The following is a 17,085-nucleotide window of genomic DNA, read 5'->3' as shown; positions in this document are numbered from 1 at the left end:
CGGGCGGCTTCCGGCTGGATCAGGGATGGGCAGGTGTGGCGGGCGCAGGGGCGGCAGGCGGTGTCGCGGGGCTTTCCTTTTCTGCCGGGGCAGATGGGGTGGCGGGCGTTGTCGGTGTCGCCGGCGTGCCCGCGGGGGCAGCAGGGGCTGCGGCCTTGGGCGGGACGGATGCGGACGGCACGGCGGTTGCCTGCGTCCTGTCGTCATGGATTGGCGGTTCAGCCGGGACCGGCAGGCCCGCCATGGAACGGACAACCCGCAGCCCTTCCTGAAGCTGGAAATCGGTCGAAGGCTTTGTCGGGTCGAATGTGGGCCAGTTGGCTGGCGGCTGCGCCGGGATGGACCTGGCTATGGCGGGCAGGTCGGTGCGCGAGGGCGGCTGCGCGGTATTGCCGCCACGGTTCTTGATGATGTGCGCCAGATCCGCTTCGTGGATGCTGTAGCCCGCGTCGTCATGCGCTTCGCGCACGGGGATGTCGGGTATGATGCCCAGCCCCTGGATGGAGCGGCCCGACGGCGTGTAGTACCGCGCCGTGGTCAGGCGGATCGCACCTTCGCCGGGAATGGGCAGGATCGTCTGCACCGATCCCTTGCCAAAGGTCTTTTCACCCAGCAGCACGGCGCGCTGGTGGTCCTGCAGCGCGCCAGCCACGATTTCACTGGCCGAGGCCGAGCCGCCGTTGATCAGCACCACAATCGGCAGGCCATTGGTAATGTCGGTGTTATGGGCATCCCAGCGCTGGCTGTCCTGCGGGTGACGCGCACGGGTGGAGACGATTTCCCCACTGCGGACAAAGTCGGACCCCACGTCGATGGCCTGCGTCAGCAGTCCGCCCGGATCGGACCGCAGGTCAATGACCAGACCGGCCATCTTGTTATGTGTCTGGGCCTGCAGCTTCTTGTACGCGGCCAGCAGGCCGGACTGCGTTTCCTCGTTGAACTGCGCGATTCGGATATAACCGACAGTGTCATACAGCGCGGACTTGATGACCTGCAGCGGGATGATGGCGCGGGTCAGCGTGACGATGATGGGCTTGGGCGCCTTTTCACGGATCAGCGTCAGCGTGATGCGGGTATCGGGCTTGCCGCGCATCTGGGTTACGACCTGATCCAGCGGCTGACCGTCGATATTCTTGCCGTCGATCGCGACAATGAAGTCACCGGGCTTGATGCCCGCGCGGGCGGCGGGCGTGTCGTCAATGGGGGAGACCACGCGCACATGCCCGTCCTCACCCTGTACTTCCAGCCCCAGGCCGCCAAACGATCCCTTGGTCTGGACCTGCAGGTCGGAAAACTGCTTTTCCGTCATGTAGGAACTGTGCGGGTCCAGCCCGCTGAGCATTCCGTTAAGTGAATTGGTGATCAGGTCGCGGGTCGAGACGGGCTCGACATAATTGGCCTTCACTTTTTCCAGTACGTAGCCGAACAGGAACATGAGCTGTTCGATCTCATGGGGGGAATTGTCATCCTTCGCGACAGCATCCGCCGCATGGGCCATGGGGGCGATATGGTCCCATCCGCTGGCTGAATAACGTGCGATCTGCGGGGCTGCCGCGATCCCTGCAAGAAAGGCGCAACCGATCAGCAAGCCATTACGGAACTTCATGCGTCGTTGTCTCCTGGATGCCCGCCATCATGATCTGGCTGGCCTGCATGTACTCTTCGTGTTGCGTTGTAACGTGATCTTGCCCGTTCGTCACGGGCGGGCAGCATATACCGAACCTGCATGGGGATAAAACCGTCTCGCACCGAAATCACAGATAGGGGGCCGGATTGACGGTGCTGCCCCCGTGGCGCAGCTGCACGAACAGGGTGGGCCGGCTGCCACCGCCGTTCCATTGCGGCATCTGTCCCACTGCTGCGCCATGGCTGACCTGCTGGCCCGCCGCTACCGCGATTTCCCCCAGCCCCGCCAGGACGAAGCGGTAATGCTTGCCGCAATCAAGGATCATCATCTGACCATAGGTGCGGAACGCGCCCGCGAAATCAATACGGCCCGTGCAGGGCGCGCGCACGGTCGCGCGTGATGGCGGCGCATAGGTAATGCCGGTAGCCGGGCCGCTTTCAGTGGGGTGGCCCCATGCCGTCAGCACCGTGCCCGCCACGGGCGCGCCCGCGCTGGCGCTGGTGGCGGGCGTAATGCCGGGGCCTGCGCCCGTGGCCATTTCATGCGCCTGCCTGCGGGCGGCGGCGGCGGCCTGCATGTTGTGGGCGCGTTCGGCAGCGCGGGCGGCTTCTTCCAGGTTTTTTTCCGCCTGTTCTTCCGTCGCCTCGATCCGGGCGATGGCGTCCTGCACGCTGGACGCCCGGCGGGCCGCATCCTCGACGGCCTGCGCCGCGCTGGCGGCGGCGGCGTTGGAACGCTGCTGCGCCTCCAGCGCCGCATGGGCCGCGCGATTGACCGTGTCGCGCTGGCTTTCGCGTTCGCTGACGACCTGACGCATCTGCTGCTGCTGCTGGGCCAGTTCGCTGTCCAGTTGCGTAAGGCGGGTGCGGCGGTCATGGATGGCGCGTGTCTGGTTGGCGATATCCCCCATCATGCCATGCACCACCAGCAGCCCGGTGACCGCGCGATCGGCAGGCAGGGGCACGGCCAGAAGCGTGTCGGCGGGGTAAAGCGACAGGCGTTCCGCCAGTGGCAGCAGGGGCGACAGGCGCGCGACCTCGCGGGCAAGCTGCTGGCGCAGGACACCCTGTTCGGTGTGCAGGTCGGTAATGCGGCTGTCCAGATCGGCGGCCTGCTGTTCGGTGCGCTGCAGGCGGGCGGTGGCGTCGACCGTGGCGGCGGACAGGCTGGCGGCCTTCTGCGCATCCTGACGGGCCTGTTCGCGGGCTTCGAGTTCCACCCTGCGGCGTTCTTCCAGGTCGCGCGCCTGCTGCTGCTGGCGCGCGATCAGGTTTTCACGTGCGTTCCGCGCGGCTTCCAGCTGCTGGCGTATGCGCTGTTCGCGCGCGGTGGGCACATGGGTGGTGGTATGGGCGGGTGTTGTCCCGGCAGGCGTATGAAGCGTGGATGCGCCCCATGCAGCTGTCGCCATGCAGCAGGCCAGAACGGCCCCGCAGGCGACCCGGCCACGCCAGCGGGCCGTCAGGATCAGGCCGGATGTCAGGATGGCGTGGCCCCATCCAGCAGGGACCGGCCGGTCATGGCCGCAGGCTGGGGCAGGCCCATAAGCTGCAGCAGCGTGGGGGCAAGGTCGGCCAGGCGCCCGTCATGCAGTGTCGTCCCCTTCACCCCGGTCAGGACGACCGGCACCACATTGAGCGTATGGGCCGTGTGCGGGCCATTGGTTTCGGGGTCGAACATGGTTTCGGCATTGCCGTGATCCGCCGTGACCAGCAGCGCGCCGCCCGCGTGGTGTATGGCATCCGCAATGCGGCCCAGCCCGTGGTCCACGGCCTCGACCGCCTTGATCGCGGCCGACAGCACGCCGGTATGGCCCACCATGTCGGCATTGGCGAAGTTCAGCACGATCAGGTCGTATTTGCCGCTTTTTATGGCCTCCACCGCGCGGTCGGTCAGTTCCGGCGCGGACATTTCGGGCTGCAGGTCATAGGTCGCGACCTTGGGGGAGGGGACCATCACCCGGTCCTCGCCAGGCAGTTCGCCTTCGCGTCCACCATTGAGGAAATAGGTGACGTGGGGGTATTTTTCGGTCTCGGCCATGCGGATCTGCTTCAGGCCGGCGGCCGACACCACATCGCCCAGCAGGTCATGCAGTTCCTGCGGCGGGAACAGCACGGTTATCAGTTCCGCCAGCCGGTCGCTGTAGCGCGTCATGCCGGTCACGGCGGCAAGGTTGACCAGCCTGGTGCGCCGGAAGCCCTCGAAATTCGGTTCCAGCAGGGCATCGAGCAGCTGCCGGATGCGATCGGCGCGGAAATTGAAGCTGAGCACGCCATCCCCGTCGCGCATGCCGCCATATTCCCCGATGACGGTAGGGACCACGAATTCATCCGTGATGCCCGCTTCATAGGCGCGGTCCAGTACCTCCAGCGCGTCGCCCGCATGCGGGCCTGCGCCCGCGACAATGGCGTTGTAGGTTTTTTCCACCCGGTCCCAGCGGCGGTCACGGTCCATGGCGTAATACCGGCCGGACACGGTGCCGATACGCACGCCATCGGGCAGGGCGGACAGCACCTGGCTGACATAGCCATGCCCGGACTGGGGGGCCGTGTCCCGACCATCGGTAAAGATATGGAATGTCACGGGCACGCCAGCTTCGCGTACGATGCGGGCAAGGGCTATGGCATGGTCCTGATGGGCATGGACCCCGCCGGGGGAGACAAGACCGAGCAGGTGGCAGGTACCACCGCTTTTTTTCAGCGCGGCAATGAAATCCTGCATGACCGCGCCACGCGCGACCGACCCGTTGGCAAGGCCCGTGGAAATGCGCGGCAGTTCCTGCATCACCACCCGGCCCGCGCCGATATTCAGGTGACCGACCTCGGAATTGCCCATCTGCCCTTGCGGCAGGCCGACATCCTCCCCACAGGTCTTGAGGAAGGCATGCGGCCCCGCCTGCCACAGCCGGTCGAATGCGGGGGTATGGGCGGACCGGACGGCGTTGTCCGCCGGGTCCTCGCGCCAGCCAAAGCCATCAAGGATGGCCAGCATGACGGGACGGGGTGCCTTGTGTGCGCGTGCCTGGTCGTTCATGGGTTATTGTCTCCCTGTCTTATTTTGGGTGGTATGATGCCCTAAAAAAAGCGGGCGTGAAATGCCTGTCTGCCGGAGGAAGGAAATCGTCATGACCGATACCGCCAACACCAATGGGGCGCAGTGTGGCTGCCTGACCCCCGAACAGCTGCGCATCCTGCGCGAACACGGGACCGAGCGCCCCGGTTCCAGTCCGCTGAACAGTGAAAAGCGTGCCGGGGAATATCGTTGCGCCGGCTGCGGGACGCCACTGTTCCGTTCCGGCGCGAAATACGAAAGCGGAAGTGGATGGCCCTCGTTTTTCGAGGCGATTCCGGGGGGCGTGGGCACCACGACCGACACCAGCCACGGCATGACCCGGACGGAAGTGCACTGCGCCCACTGCCACGGCCATCTGGGCCATGTGTTCCCCGACGGGCCGCCGCCGACCGGTCTGCGCTATTGCATGAACGGACTGGCATTGACTTTCGTCCCGCGTGATGGCGCTACCTTATCACGGAAATGAAATGGCATTGAAGGAACAGATATGACCCAGGCCCCCGCCACGCATGATGATGATGTGATTGTCGTCAGCCACCCGCTGGTACAGCACAAGCTGACACTCATGCGCGAACGCCAGACCTCGACGGGTGAATTCCGGAACCTTGCGCGCGAACTCAGCCTGCTGATCGGGTATGAGGCCATGCGGGACCTGCCGCTGGAACCCGTGGAAATCGATACCCCCATGGAACGCATGCAGGCATGGCGGCTTGCGGGCAAGAAGCTGTGCCTGATTTCCATCCTGCGGGCGGGAAACGGGATCCTGGACGGGCTGCTGGATCTGGTGCCTTCGGCGCGGATTGGCCATGTCGGGCTGTACCGTGACCCCGAAACGCTGGAACCGGTCGAATATTACCTGAAGCTGCCCGATGATGTCGGCAACCGCATCTGCCTGGTGGTCGATCCCATGCTGGCGACGGGGCACAGCGCCGTTGCCGCAATCGACCGGCTGAAGCAGGCGGGCTGCGCGCGCATGGTCTTCGTCTGCCTGCTGGCATCCCCCGAAGGGATCGCGTGCCTGCGCAAGGCCCACCCGGATGTGCGCATCGTTACCTGCGCCATTGACCGGGGGCTGGATGAACATGGTTATATCCGTCCTGGCCTTGGGGATGCGGGCGACCGCCTGTTCGGTACCAAATAACAGAAGTTTTTTGGTAAAACGTTTAATTATCTGTCAAATTTAAAAAACCTGCGGGGTATATGCCCCGCAGGTTTTTCATGTCGTGGCATTGCCTGACCCTGATGGTTCAGGCGCGGCGCACGATATAGGTCTTGGCCAGTTCCGCTTCCAGCGCGCGGGCATGGTCGGGATCACGGGCCTCGATCATGACCTCAAGCTCGGCGGCCTGCACGCTGGGCGTTGTGAACAGGCGCTGGTGCGAGACCTCGATGATGTTGCCGCCTTCATCGCTGATCTTGCGCGAAATATCGGCCAGCACGCCGGGGCGGTCAGGTATTTCCATTTTCAGGCACAGAAGCCGCCCGTCACGCAGCAGCGAACGCAGCAGCGTATTGGCCAGGATGCGGCTGTCGATATTGCCGCCCGTCACCGGCAGCGCCACCCGCTTGCCACGGAACAGTTCGGGGTAGGTGAGCACGGCGGCAAGGGCCGTTGCGCCCGCGCCCTCGCTGACCTGCTTGGCCCCTTCCGCCAGCATGGTGATCGCGGTCTCGATCGCGCTTTCGGGCACGACCAGCACATTCGACACCAGTTCGCGGATGACTTCCAGCGGCTGTCGGCCGATCTGCAGCACCGCGATGCCCTCGGCGATGGTGGCCCCGCCCGGGGGCAGCACCTCATCCCCCGGGAAACCGGCGAGGGAGGAATAGTTTTCCACCTGCACGCCCACTATATCCATGTCCGGCTGCAACGCACGTCCCGCGACCGCGCAGCCCGACAGCAGGCCGCCACCGCCAATGGGGCACACGAAGGTGTCCAGCGGTCCCGCATCCTCGAACAGTTCAAGGGCGAAGGTACCCTGTCCGGCCATGACCTCGGGGTCGTCATAGGGGTGGACGAACACGCGGCCCTCGCGCTGGCACAGCATGTTGGCATGGTCCGTCGCCTCGGCGAAGTTGTCGCCTTCCAGCACCACGGTCGCCCCCCATGCGGCGGTGCGCGTGACCTTGGCTGCGGGCGTGAAGCGCGGCATGACGATCACCGCGTCAATACCCAGCAGGGAGGCATGGCGGGCGACGCCCTGCGCATGGTTGCCGGCCGAGACGGTAATGACGCCCCGTTCGCGTTCGCGCGGGGTCAGCAGGGCCAGCTTGTTGGCGGCCCCGCGTTCCTTGAACGAACCGACAGCCTGCAGGTTATCGAGCTTGAGCACGATATCCGCGCCGGTCGCGCGTGAAAGTGTCTGGCACGGCACGGTGGGCGTATGCAGCACGCGCCCCTTTATCCGCTGTGCGGCGGCGGTGATGTCTTCAAGCGTGATCACGGTCGGGTGCGCCTAGCGGTAGATGACTTCCAGGATCTCGTACGTCCGGTCGCCGCCGGGGGCGGGGACGGACACGGTGTCACCAATGCTTTTGCCAATCAGTGATTTGGCAAGCGGCGAGGAAATGGACAGAAGCCCCTGCTTGATGTCGGCTTCGTACACGCCCACGATCTGGTAGGTCGCTTCCTTGTCGGTTTCTTCATCCACCAGCTTGACGCGCGCGCCGAATTTCACCTGGTCGCCCGACAGGGCGGCAGGGTCGATCACTTCAGCGGAGGAGACGATTTCCTCCAGTTCCTGAATGCGGCCTTCGGTAAAGGACTGGCGTTCGCGGGCTGCGTGGTATTCCGCGTTTTCCGAAAGATCGCCATGGCTCCGCGCTTCGGCGATCGCGCGAATGATCGCGGGGCGTTCTTCACTCTTGAGCTTGCGCAGTTCGTCTTCAAGCCGTTCCAGGCCGGGGCCTGTCATCGGAAATTTCTGCAAGGTTTGTCCCCGAGGTGAAGGTCAGTTTCCACAACTGACTGTTGGTTGCCGTCTCCGGGCGCATCGCACCAATGCAACGCGGGTGGCCGCCGGTTCCGGGACCGGTGGCCACCCGTTTTGGTACGATACGCTCAGAATGATCCCTTAAAATAGGATTGAAGGGGCGCGACTTCAAGAACCCCCTCGCGCATGGCCGCAATGGCGTGGGTCGCGGCGCGCGCGCCCGCGATGGTGGTGTAGTGCGGGATGCCATGCGTCAGCGCGGACCGGCGGATGTCGAAGCTGTCGCTGACGGCCTGCGCACCCTGTGCGGTGTTGATGACCATCTGGACATCGCCCGAGCGGATGGCGTCGACACAGTTCGGACGGCCTTCCAGCACCTTGTTCACCACATCCACGTTCACGCCTGCTTCACGCAGGCACTTTGCCGTGCCGCGTGTCGCCACGATGCGGAAGCCCATGTCCGACAGCAGGCGGCCAATGGACTTGACCGCGGGCTTGTCGCTGTCGCGCACCGACAGGAACACCGTGCCCGACAGGGGCAGCTTCACGCCCGCGGCAAGCTGTGACTTGGCGAAAGCGCGTTCGAACGAGGCGTCAAGGCCCATGACCTCGCCGGTGGAGCGCATTTCCGGGCCGAGGATCGTATCGACATCGGGGAAGCGGTTGAACGGGAAGACCGCTTCCTTCACCGCCACATGCGGGGCGACGGCGCGGTCATCAAGGCGGAATTCACCCAGCTTCGCGCCCGCCATGACACGCGCGCCGATCTTGGCGACCGGAACCCCCGTGGCCTTGGCCACGAACGGCACGGTGCGCGAGGCACGCGGGTTGACTTCCAGCACGAAGATTTCCTGCCCCTTGATCGCGTACTGCACGTTCATTAGGCCGACAATACCCAGTTCGCGGGCCATGGCTTCCGTCTGGCTTTTCAGTTCGGTCACGATGGCGGGCGACAGGGTATAGGGCGGCAGCGAACATGCGCTGTCACCGGAATGGATGCCCGCTTCCTCGATATGTTCCATGACGCCCGCGACATACACCTCGTTGCCATCAGCGATGCAGTCCACATCCGCCTCGATCGCATCGTTCAGGTAATGGTCGATCAGCACGGGGCCGCTGGCCACTTCCGCACCGGCAAGCTGTAGCGCCACGCGCATGTAGCGCTGCAGGCTGGCGCGGTCATGCACGATTTCCATCGCGCGCCCGCCCAGCACGTAGGACGGGCGGACCACCACGGGGTAGCCGATCTTTTCCGCCACGGCCTCGGCTTCGGCCGGGTTGCGGGCGATGCCGTTGGCGGGCTGGCGCAGGCCCAGCCTGTGCAGCATGGCCTGGAAGCGTTCGCGGTCCTCGGCGCGGTCGATCGCGTCCGCTGGCGTGCCCAGCAGCGGGATGCCGGCGGCTTCCAGCGCGCGCGACAGCTTGAGCGGCGTCTGCCCGCCGTACTGGACAATGCAGCCCAGCACGGTGCCGTTTTCCTGTTCGCGCCGGATCAGGGCGATCACGTCTTCGCCCGTCAGCGGTTCGAAATACAGGCGGTCCGACGTGTCGTAGTCGGTCGAGACGGTTTCAGGGTTGCAGTTGACCATGATCGTCTCGAACCCGGCCTCGCGCAGGGCGTAGGCGGCGTGGACGCAGCAGTAGTCGAACTCGATCCCCTGTCCGATGCGGTTCGGGCCACCGCCAAGGATGACGATCTTCTTGCGATCGGTCGGGCGGCTTTCGCATTCCGGCACGCCATACCCGCCTTCATAGGACGAATACATGTATGGCGTGGGGGATGCGAACTCACCCGCACAGGTATCGATGCGCTTGTAAACCGGCAGCACGCCCCGGTTTTCGCGCAGCTTCGCGATTTCATCCGCATTGGTGCCCGACAGGCGGGCAAGCTGGATGTCGGAAAAGCCCATGGCCTTGAGCGTGCGCAGGCTGTCGGCATCTTCCGGCAGGCCATCACGCACCACCACGTGTTCGGCTGCAACGATCCTGGCCAGTTCGCGCAGGAACCACGGTTCGAAGCGGCAGGCATCGTGGATGTCTTCCACGCTCAGCCCCGCGCGCAGGGCCTGTGCGGCCATAAGGATACGCTCGGGGCGCGGCTGCGACAGGGCGGCGCGGAAGGCGTCGGGGCCGCCATCGCCCGGCGCTTCCACCGGGTCCAGGCCTGCCAGCCCGATTTCCATTGACCGCAGGCCCTTCTGCAGCGCCTCGGGGAAGGAACGGCCAATGGCCATCGCCTCGCCAACCGACTTCATGCTGGTGGACAGCAGGGCAGGGGTGCCGGGGAATTTCTCGAACGTAAACCGGGGGATCTTGACCACGACGTAATCGATCGTCGGCTCGAACGACGCGGGCGTGCTGCCGGTAATGTCGTTGGTCAGCTCATCCAGCGTGTAGCCTACGGCCAGCTTGGCCGCGACCTTCGCGATCGGGAAGCCTGTCGCCTTGGATGCAAGGGCGGAAGACCTTGATACGCGCGGGTTCATCTCGATCACGACAACGCGGCCATCGACGGGATTGATGCCGAACTGCACGTTCGACCCGCCTGTTTCCACGCCAATCCTGCGCAGGCACGCCAGCGACATGTCACGCAGGCGCTGGTATTCCTTGTCCGTCAGCGTCAGCGCGGGGGCGACGGTAATGGAATCACCGGTATGCACGCCCATCGGGTCGATGTTTTCGATGGAGCAGATGATGATGCAGTTGTCAGCCGTGTCGCGCACGACCTCCATCTCATACTCTTTCCAGCCCAGCACGGATTCCTCGATCAGGACTTCCGTGGTGGGGGAGGCATCCAGCCCGGAGGAGACGATGCGGTCGAACTCCTCCCTGTTATAGGCGATGCCGCCACCCGAGCCGCCCATGGTAAAGGACGGGCGGATGACCGCGGGCAGGCCGACCGTGGCCAGCGCGCTGCGCGCTTCCTCCAGCGAATGGGCGATCAGGCTGCGCGGGCTTTCGATGCCGATTTCATCCATCGCCTCGCGGAATTTCTGCCGGTCCTCGGCACGGTCGATCACTTCGGCGTTGGCGCCGATCAGTTCGACATTGTGCTTTTTCAGGAAGCCCGATTTGTCCAGCGCCATGGCCGTGTTCAGCGCGGTCTGGCCGCCCATGGTGGGCAGGACCGCGTCGGGCTTTTCACGCAGTATGATGCGTTCGACGAATTCCGGGGTGATCGGCTCGATATAGGTCGCGTCCGCCAGCCCCGGATCGGTCATGATCGTGGCGGGGTTGGAGTTGACCAGGATGACGCGGTAGCCCTCTTCCTTCAGCGCCTTGCACGCCTGCGCGCCGGAATAATCGAATTCGCACGCCTGGCCGATAACGATCGGGCCGGCGCCGATGATCAGGATGGAGCGTATGTCTGTCCGTTTTGGCATGGGTCGGCTTTCACGCGGTCTTGGTTGTGGTGTCGATCAGATCGACAAAACGGCGGAACAGGTAATGGCTGTCGGACGGGCCAGGGCTGGCTTCGGGATGGTACTGCACCGAAAATGCCGGGTAACGGCTGGTGCTGATGCCTTCGTTCGATCCGTCAAACAGGCTGGTATGGGTGGCGCGCACGTCAGCGGGCAGGGATTTGTCATCCACCGCGAAGCCGTGGTTCTGGCTGGTGATTTCCACCCTGCCCGTCGCCAGGTCCTTGACCGGCTGGTTCGCGCCACGGTGGCCGCGGGCCAGCTTGTAGGTCGTGGCCCCCAGCGCCAGCGCCAGAAGCTGGTGGCCGAGGCAGATGCCGAATACCGGCTTGCCCGCTTCCAGCACGCCGCGGATGGCGGGGACAGCGTATTTCGCCGTCGCCGCCGGGTCGCCCGGCCCGTTGGACAGGAACACGCCAGCGGGATCAAGGGCGAGGATCTCCTCCGCCGTCGCCGTGGCGGGCACCACCGTCACGTCGCAGCCGGCGGTGGCAAGGCAGCGCAGGATGTTACGCTTGGCCCCGTAATCGACCGCAACCACTTTCCGGCGCTTTTCAGGCAGCGGGGCCGTGCCATGCGGCCACTGCCATACGCCTTCGGCCCATGCATAGGGCTTGCTGCAGGTGACATCCCCCGCAAGATCCATGCCCTCCAGCCCCGGCCATGCGCGCACCTGCGCCAGCAGGGCGGGGATGTCGAATTTGCCGTCAGCAGGGTAGGCCACGATGGCCGTCTGCGGCCCGCCTTCGCGGATGCGGCGTGTAATCGCACGGGTGTCGATGCCGCATATGCCCGGAACGCCCTGTGTCTTCAGCCATGCATCCAGCGATTCGGTCGCACGCCAGTTGGCTGGCGCGGTCAGGTCTTCCTTGACCACCAGCGCGCGGGCATGCACCCGGGCCGCCTCATCATCTTCCGGCGTGGTGCCGGTATTGCCGATATGGGGAAAGGTGAAGGTGATGATCTGTCCCGCGAATGACGGGTCGGTCAGTGTTTCCTGGTATCCGGTCATGCCGGTGGAAAAGCAGATTTCGCCCAGTGCGCGGTCCGTCCCGTACGCGCCGAATCCGCGCCCCCACAGGATGGTGCCATCCGCCAGGATCAGGGCGGCTGTCGCGGTTTCGGGCCTGGCGGCCGGTGCGATCGGGTTTGACGTGCTCATCATGGGCTCCGGTCGGTCGGATTCTGTGTCGGGTTGCAGGTCGGACAGTGACAGTCCGGTCGCGCGCAGCACGGTGGTCCAGTGCTTGGGCGGAATGGCGCGGGCCTGCCGCCATTTGCGAATGGCCTCGGTGCTGACTCCTGTCAGCCGGGCTGCCTGTTCGGCGCCGCCAAGGCGTTCGATAATACTTTCTATCGTCATCGGCATTGGATGATGTCCCTTCCGGGAGTATTGCCTAACAGCGTCTCTGGCAATTGGGAAGAAAATTCCCACATGCCGATCAAATGAGATGATGGGAAAATTATTCCCGGCACGGTCGGGGCATTCTGCCCCGCCCGCCGGGCAGAGGAGTTGACAGCCATGTCCCTGCGCGCACGTTTCACCGATGACCTGAAGACAGCCATGAAGGCAGGCCAGAGCGAAAAGGTTGGCACCATCCGCATGATCACCGCGAAGCTGAAGGATGTCGATATCGCCAGCCGCGCCAGGGGTGAGGACCAGGTCAGTGATGAAGCCGTGATTTCCATGCTGCGTGGCATGATCAAGTCCCGCACGGAATCGGCGGCGATGTATGCCAGGGGTGGCCGTCCCGAACTGGCGGACAAGGAAAACGCCGAAATCGCGATCATCCGCGCCTACCTGCCGCCCGACCTTGATGACGCCACCATCGAGGCCGCCGTGCGCGAAGCCATTGAACGCACCGATGCCACCTCCATGAAGGACATGGGCAAGGTAATGGCCGCGCTGAAGCAGCAGTTTGGCGCCGCCCTTGACCCCGCACGCGCGTCCGCCGTGGTGCGCGCGCAGCTTGCCGCCTGAGGCAGGAGGCATACGCCCAGATGGCGCTTGATCCCGCATTCCTTGACGAACTGCGTGCCCGCACGCCCATCGCCCCCATTATCGGGCGGCGGACGAAGCTGGTGCGTTCGGGAAAGAACTGGAAGGCATGCTGCCCCTTCCACGGGGAAAAGACGCCATCGTTCTATGTCTATGACGACCATTACCACTGCTTTGGCTGTCAGGCGCATGGCGATGTCATCACCTTCGTGATGCAGAGCGAGGGCCGTTCTTTCCCCGAAGCGGTGGAGGAACTGGCCACCGCCGCCGGGATGGAGATGCCAAAGCCCGACCGCAACCAGCGCGAGCAGGCCGAACGCGCCCGCACGCTGGGCGACGTGCTGGAAGCGGTGCAGGCGTCATGGCAGCGCAGGCTTTACCAGCCGGAGGGACGCGAAGGGCTGGCCTACCTGCGGGGCCGTGGCCTGACGGATGAAACCATTGCCGCCTTCGGCCTTGGCTGGTCGGGGGAAGGGCGCGGCGGGCTGGTTGCGGAAATGGCGGCGCTGGACATCACCCCCGCCATGCTGCGCGACGCAGGGGTGATGCGCGCGGATGAGGATGGCACGCCATCGCGCGAACTGTTCTTCAACCGCGTGACCTTTCCCATCCGCGACCGGCGCGGGCGGCTGGTGTCCTTTGGCGGGCGCATACTGGGCGATGGCCAGCCCAAATACCTCAATGGCCCGGAAACCGCCATTTTTTCCAAGCGGCGGGTGCTGTTCGGCCTTGACCGTGCGCGGGAGGCGGTGCGCGGCACGGGGCCGGAAGCGGACCTGCTGGTGGTGGAAGGCTACATGGACGTGATCGCCCTGCATCAGGCGGGCTTCCGTGGCGCGGTCGCCCCCCTTGGCACGGCGCTGACATCCGAACAGCTTGAAGCCCTGTGGCAGGTCGCCCCGGCACCGGTGCTGTGTTTCGATGGTGACGCGGCCGGGCAGCGCGCGGCGGTGAAGGCGGCGGAAACCGCGCTGCCGCTGCTGAACGTGGACCATACCCTGCGGTTCTGTGTCCTGCCGGAAGGCGAGGACCCCGACAGCCTGGTGCGGCGTGATGGCCCCGCCGGCATGACGGCCCTGATCACCGGCGCGCGCCCGATGGGGCAGGTCCTGTTCGACCTGCTGAGCGAGGGCGTGCGCAACCCCGGCCCCGAACAGCGCGCGGCCCTGCGGCGCAGGCTGGTGGACGTGGCTGCCCTGATTCCCGACAAGGCGCTGGCGTCCGAATACCGTTCCACCCTGCTGGACAGTTTTTTTCAGGCGTTCCGCCGTTCCGGCGCGCGGGGGGGCGTGAAAAAGGCTGGCGTGGCCACGTCCCCCGTCGCCACAGTGAATGCGGACCTGCAGCGCCAGTGCATCCTCAGCGCCATCATACTGGAACAGCCCGGCGTGCTGGATGAGGTGCAGGACGCCTATTGCCGCCTTGAACTGCCCGCCGACCTTGCCGCGCTGCGCGAGGAACTGCTGGACCTGTATGACGCGCGTGGCGAACTGCCGCCGCCTGGTGAACTGGCGGCCTTCCTGTCTGCCGCCGGGCTGGACGATGTGTGCCAGCGCGTGCGCGCGACGCGCGGGCGACGCGCGGGCGGCCATGGCGATGACGACCTGTTCGGCACCGACCCCCGGCATGAGTGGTGGCATTTTTACGCTTTGTTGAACGTTGAACGCTTTGCCGCCGAAATTCGCGCGGATACGGAACGGATGTGCGCAGGCGATCTGGATGAGGCCGCATGGGCCAGCCTGCGCACCAGGTTGCTGGCGCTTGATACCCTGCGCCGGGGTGGGGCTGACCTTGATGAATGAGGCGGAAAATTGACCGATTGCATGAAATGGTCCGGCCCAACCCTTGACTTCGGCCATGTTATCGACCACCTGCACCAGACAAAAGCAGATGAAAACGGTATGATTGGCCGTATCCTGTCCCGCTCTATACCGGCGGGCGGAAATGGGGCGGCCGCTGGGCGCGGGCAGGGTGTGCGCGCGTGCGTAAACGGATTTGCTGGGTAGGGATTGATCGGGCATGGCGACAAAGACAGCCACGGGTACGGACACGGCTTCGGGGGATCAGGATAACGATACGACCCTGCTGGACACCCGGTCCGGCGCCGTCAAGAAACTGATCGCCCGCGGCAAGGAACGCGGTTACATCACGTTCGACGAACTCAACGCCGTCCTGCCGCAGGACCAGATGTCCTCCGAGCAGATCGAGGATGTGATGGCGGCCCTGTCGGAAATGGGCATGCAGGTTGTCGAGAACGAAGACAACGACGAAACCGAAACGCCGGCCGCCACCGAAACCAAGAGCGACGACACCGCCGAGGAAGAAACCGAGAGCGAGGAACCGGCTGCCGGTAACGTCGATACCGAAAGCCTGGGCCGCACCGATGACCCGGTGCGCATGTACCTGCGCGAAATGGGATCGGTCGAACTGCTGTCGCGCGAGGGCGAAATCGCGATCGCCAAGCGTATCGAGGCCGGGCGTGACGAGATGATTGGCGGGCTGTGCGAAAGCCCGCTGACCTTCCGCGCCATCATTTCGTGGCATGAACGGCTCAAGGCCGGTGAGATGCTGCTGCGTGACATCGTGGACCTTGAGGCCATGCAGTCCGGCGGCAACGACCCCGCCGAGGCGGCGGAGGGCGACGAGGCCTTTGGCGAAAACGAAGGCGCTGAAAACGAAGAGGCCGAGGAAACCGAAGGCGAAGGTGAGGGCGAAGGCGAAGGGGCCGGCCTGTCGCTGTCCGCGCTTGAGGAAAAGCTGAAGCCGGAAATCCTTGAGCAGTTCGAGGAAGTCGAGGCGCTGTACGCAGCCCTGCACAAGGTGCAGGCCGAACGGCTGGAAAAGTTCACGGCGGGCGCGGAAATCTCCGCCGATGACGAAAGCCGCTATGAACGCCTGCGCATGGAACTGGTGGGCAAGGTGCAGCAGGTCCACCTGCACAATGCGCGGATCGAGGTGCTGGTCGAACACCTGAAGGAAATCTTCCAGCGCCTGAACGGTCTGGAAGGGCGCATGCTGCGACTGGCGGAAAGCACCCGCGTATCGCGCGATGACTTCCTGCTGAAATACCGTGGCCGCGAACTGGACCCCGGCTGGATGGACATGGTCGCCACCCTGCCGGCCAAGTCGTGGAAGAACTTCCTGGCCAAGCACGGCGAGACCGTGATCCGCCTGCGTAACCAGGTGGCCGACCTGACGCAGGAAACCGGCCTGCCGGTGGGGGAATTCCGTCGCGTTTACGCCACCGTGTCGCGGGGCGAGCGGGATTCGGCGCGCGCGAAGAAGGAAATGATCGAGGCCAACCTGCGGCTGGTGATCTCGATCGCCAAGAAATACACCAATCGCGGCCTGCAGTTCCTTGACCTGATTCAGGAAGGCAATATCGGCCTGATGAAGGCGGTGGACAAATTCGAATACCGCCGTGGCTACAAATTCTCCACCTACGCCACGTGGTGGATCCGGCAGGCCATCACGCGTTCCATCGCCGATCAGGCGCGGACCATCCGTATCCCGGTCCACATGATCGAGACGATCAACAAGCTGGTCCGCACATCGCGCCAGATGCTGCATGAGATCGGGCGTGAACCCGCGCCTGAGGAACTGGCTGAAAAGCTGGGCATGCCGCTGGAAAAGGTACGCAAGGTGCTGAAGATCGCCAAGGAGCCGATCTCGCTCGAAACCCCGATCGGGGATGAGGAAGACAGCCATCTTGGCGACTTCATCGAGGACAAGGCCGCTGTTATCCCGCTGGATGCCGCGATCCAGACCAACCTGCGTGAAGCCACGACGCGGGTCCTGTCCTCGCTGACCCCGCGTGAGGAACGTGTGCTGCGCATGCGCTTTGGCATCGGCATGAACACTGACCACACGCTGGAAGAGGTGGGCCAGCAGTTCAACGTGACGCGTGAACGTATCCGCCAGATCGAGGCCAAGGCCCTGCGCAAGCTCAAGCACCCCAGCCGGAGCCGCAAGCTGCGTTCCTTCCTTGATGATAACTGAGGTTCCATGCCCCGCCCCCCAGGACGGGCCGGG

Annotated in this window: 12 protein-coding genes; 5 read left to right on the top strand and 7 right to left on the bottom strand. The window is 64.7% G+C overall.

Annotation, left to right across the window (positions count from 1 at the left end):
* Positions 1-19: 19 nt before the first annotated feature.
* From B7449_RS11305 to gpmI, 3 genes are all read right to left on the bottom strand, one after another.
* On the bottom strand, positions 20-1,606 hold the full coding sequence (locus tag B7449_RS11305; protein WP_039734724.1) for a S41 family peptidase: 1,587 nt from the start codon (positions 1,604-1,606) through the stop codon (positions 20-22).
* Positions 1,607-1,754: 148 nt separating this feature from the next.
* On the bottom strand, positions 1,755-3,038 hold the full coding sequence (locus tag B7449_RS11300) for a murein hydrolase activator EnvC family protein (RefSeq protein ID WP_039734723.1): 1,284 nt from the start codon (positions 3,036-3,038) through the stop codon (positions 1,755-1,757).
* Positions 3,039-3,106: 68 nt separating this feature from the next.
* A complete protein-coding gene (gpmI, locus tag B7449_RS11295; protein WP_039734722.1) occupies positions 3,107-4,660 on the bottom strand; it encodes a 2,3-bisphosphoglycerate-independent phosphoglycerate mutase in 1,554 nt (517 codons plus the stop codon).
* A gap of 91 nt (positions 4,661-4,751) precedes the next feature.
* On the opposite strand from gpmI, the gene msrB reads away from it, so the two are divergent.
* Together msrB and upp are read left to right on the top strand one after the other, a co-directional pair.
* Complete coding sequence (msrB, locus tag B7449_RS11290) at positions 4,752-5,165, top strand: peptide-methionine (R)-S-oxide reductase MsrB (RefSeq protein ID WP_039734721.1); 414 nt, start codon at positions 4,752-4,754, stop codon at positions 5,163-5,165.
* 21 nt (positions 5,166-5,186) lie between these two features.
* Positions 5,187-5,840 carry a uracil phosphoribosyltransferase gene (upp, locus tag B7449_RS11285; protein WP_039734720.1) on the top strand — a complete coding sequence of 218 codons (654 nt, stop codon included), beginning with the start codon at positions 5,187-5,189 and terminating at the stop codon, positions 5,838-5,840.
* 106 nt (positions 5,841-5,946) lie between these two features.
* Here upp and B7449_RS11280 read toward each other — a convergent pair whose 3' ends face one another.
* The 4 genes from B7449_RS11280 to carA form a co-directional block, all read right to left on the bottom strand.
* The gene (locus B7449_RS11280; RefSeq protein ID WP_039734719.1) at positions 5,947-7,143 is read right to left on the bottom strand and encodes a threonine ammonia-lyase; all 1,197 of its coding nucleotides are present in this window, start codon (positions 7,141-7,143) and stop codon (positions 5,947-5,949) included.
* A gap of 12 nt (positions 7,144-7,155) precedes the next feature.
* On the bottom strand, positions 7,156-7,629 hold the full coding sequence (gene greA / locus B7449_RS11275) for a transcription elongation factor GreA (RefSeq protein ID WP_039734718.1): 474 nt from the start codon (positions 7,627-7,629) through the stop codon (positions 7,156-7,158).
* 131 nt (positions 7,630-7,760) lie between these two features.
* The gene (gene carB / locus B7449_RS11270; protein ID WP_039734717.1) at positions 7,761-11,015 is read right to left on the bottom strand and encodes a carbamoyl-phosphate synthase large subunit; all 3,255 of its coding nucleotides are present in this window, start codon (positions 11,013-11,015) and stop codon (positions 7,761-7,763) included.
* A 10-nt stretch (positions 11,016-11,025) separates the two neighbouring features.
* Positions 11,026-12,423 (bottom strand): glutamine-hydrolyzing carbamoyl-phosphate synthase small subunit, encoded by a 1,398-nt coding sequence (carA, locus tag B7449_RS11265; RefSeq protein ID WP_039734716.1) that lies wholly within the window; start codon positions 12,421-12,423, stop codon positions 11,026-11,028.
* Between the two features lie 153 nt (positions 12,424-12,576).
* Here carA and B7449_RS11260 point away from each other — a divergent pair, with 153 nt between their 5' ends.
* The 3 genes from B7449_RS11260 (at position 12,577) to rpoD (ending at position 17,052) form a co-directional block, all read left to right on the top strand.
* Positions 12,577-13,035, top strand: coding sequence for a GatB/YqeY domain-containing protein (locus tag B7449_RS11260; protein ID WP_039734715.1), 459 nt, complete (start codon positions 12,577-12,579; stop codon positions 13,033-13,035).
* Positions 13,036-13,055: 20 nt separating this feature from the next.
* Positions 13,056-14,855 (top strand): DNA primase, encoded by a 1,800-nt coding sequence (gene dnaG, locus B7449_RS11255; protein WP_039734713.1) that lies wholly within the window; start codon positions 13,056-13,058, stop codon positions 14,853-14,855.
* Positions 14,856-15,072: 217 nt separating this feature from the next.
* Positions 15,073-17,052 (top strand): RNA polymerase sigma factor RpoD, encoded by a 1,980-nt coding sequence (gene rpoD, locus B7449_RS11245; RefSeq protein WP_039734711.1) that lies wholly within the window; start codon positions 15,073-15,075, stop codon positions 17,050-17,052.
* Positions 17,053-17,085: the final 33 nt, after the last annotated feature.

Source organism: Komagataeibacter intermedius TF2 (assembly GCF_000964425.1).
Taxonomy (GTDB): Bacteria; Pseudomonadota; Alphaproteobacteria; order Acetobacterales; family Acetobacteraceae; genus Komagataeibacter; species Komagataeibacter intermedius.
This window is presented reverse-complemented; position numbering and strand designations above follow the sequence as displayed.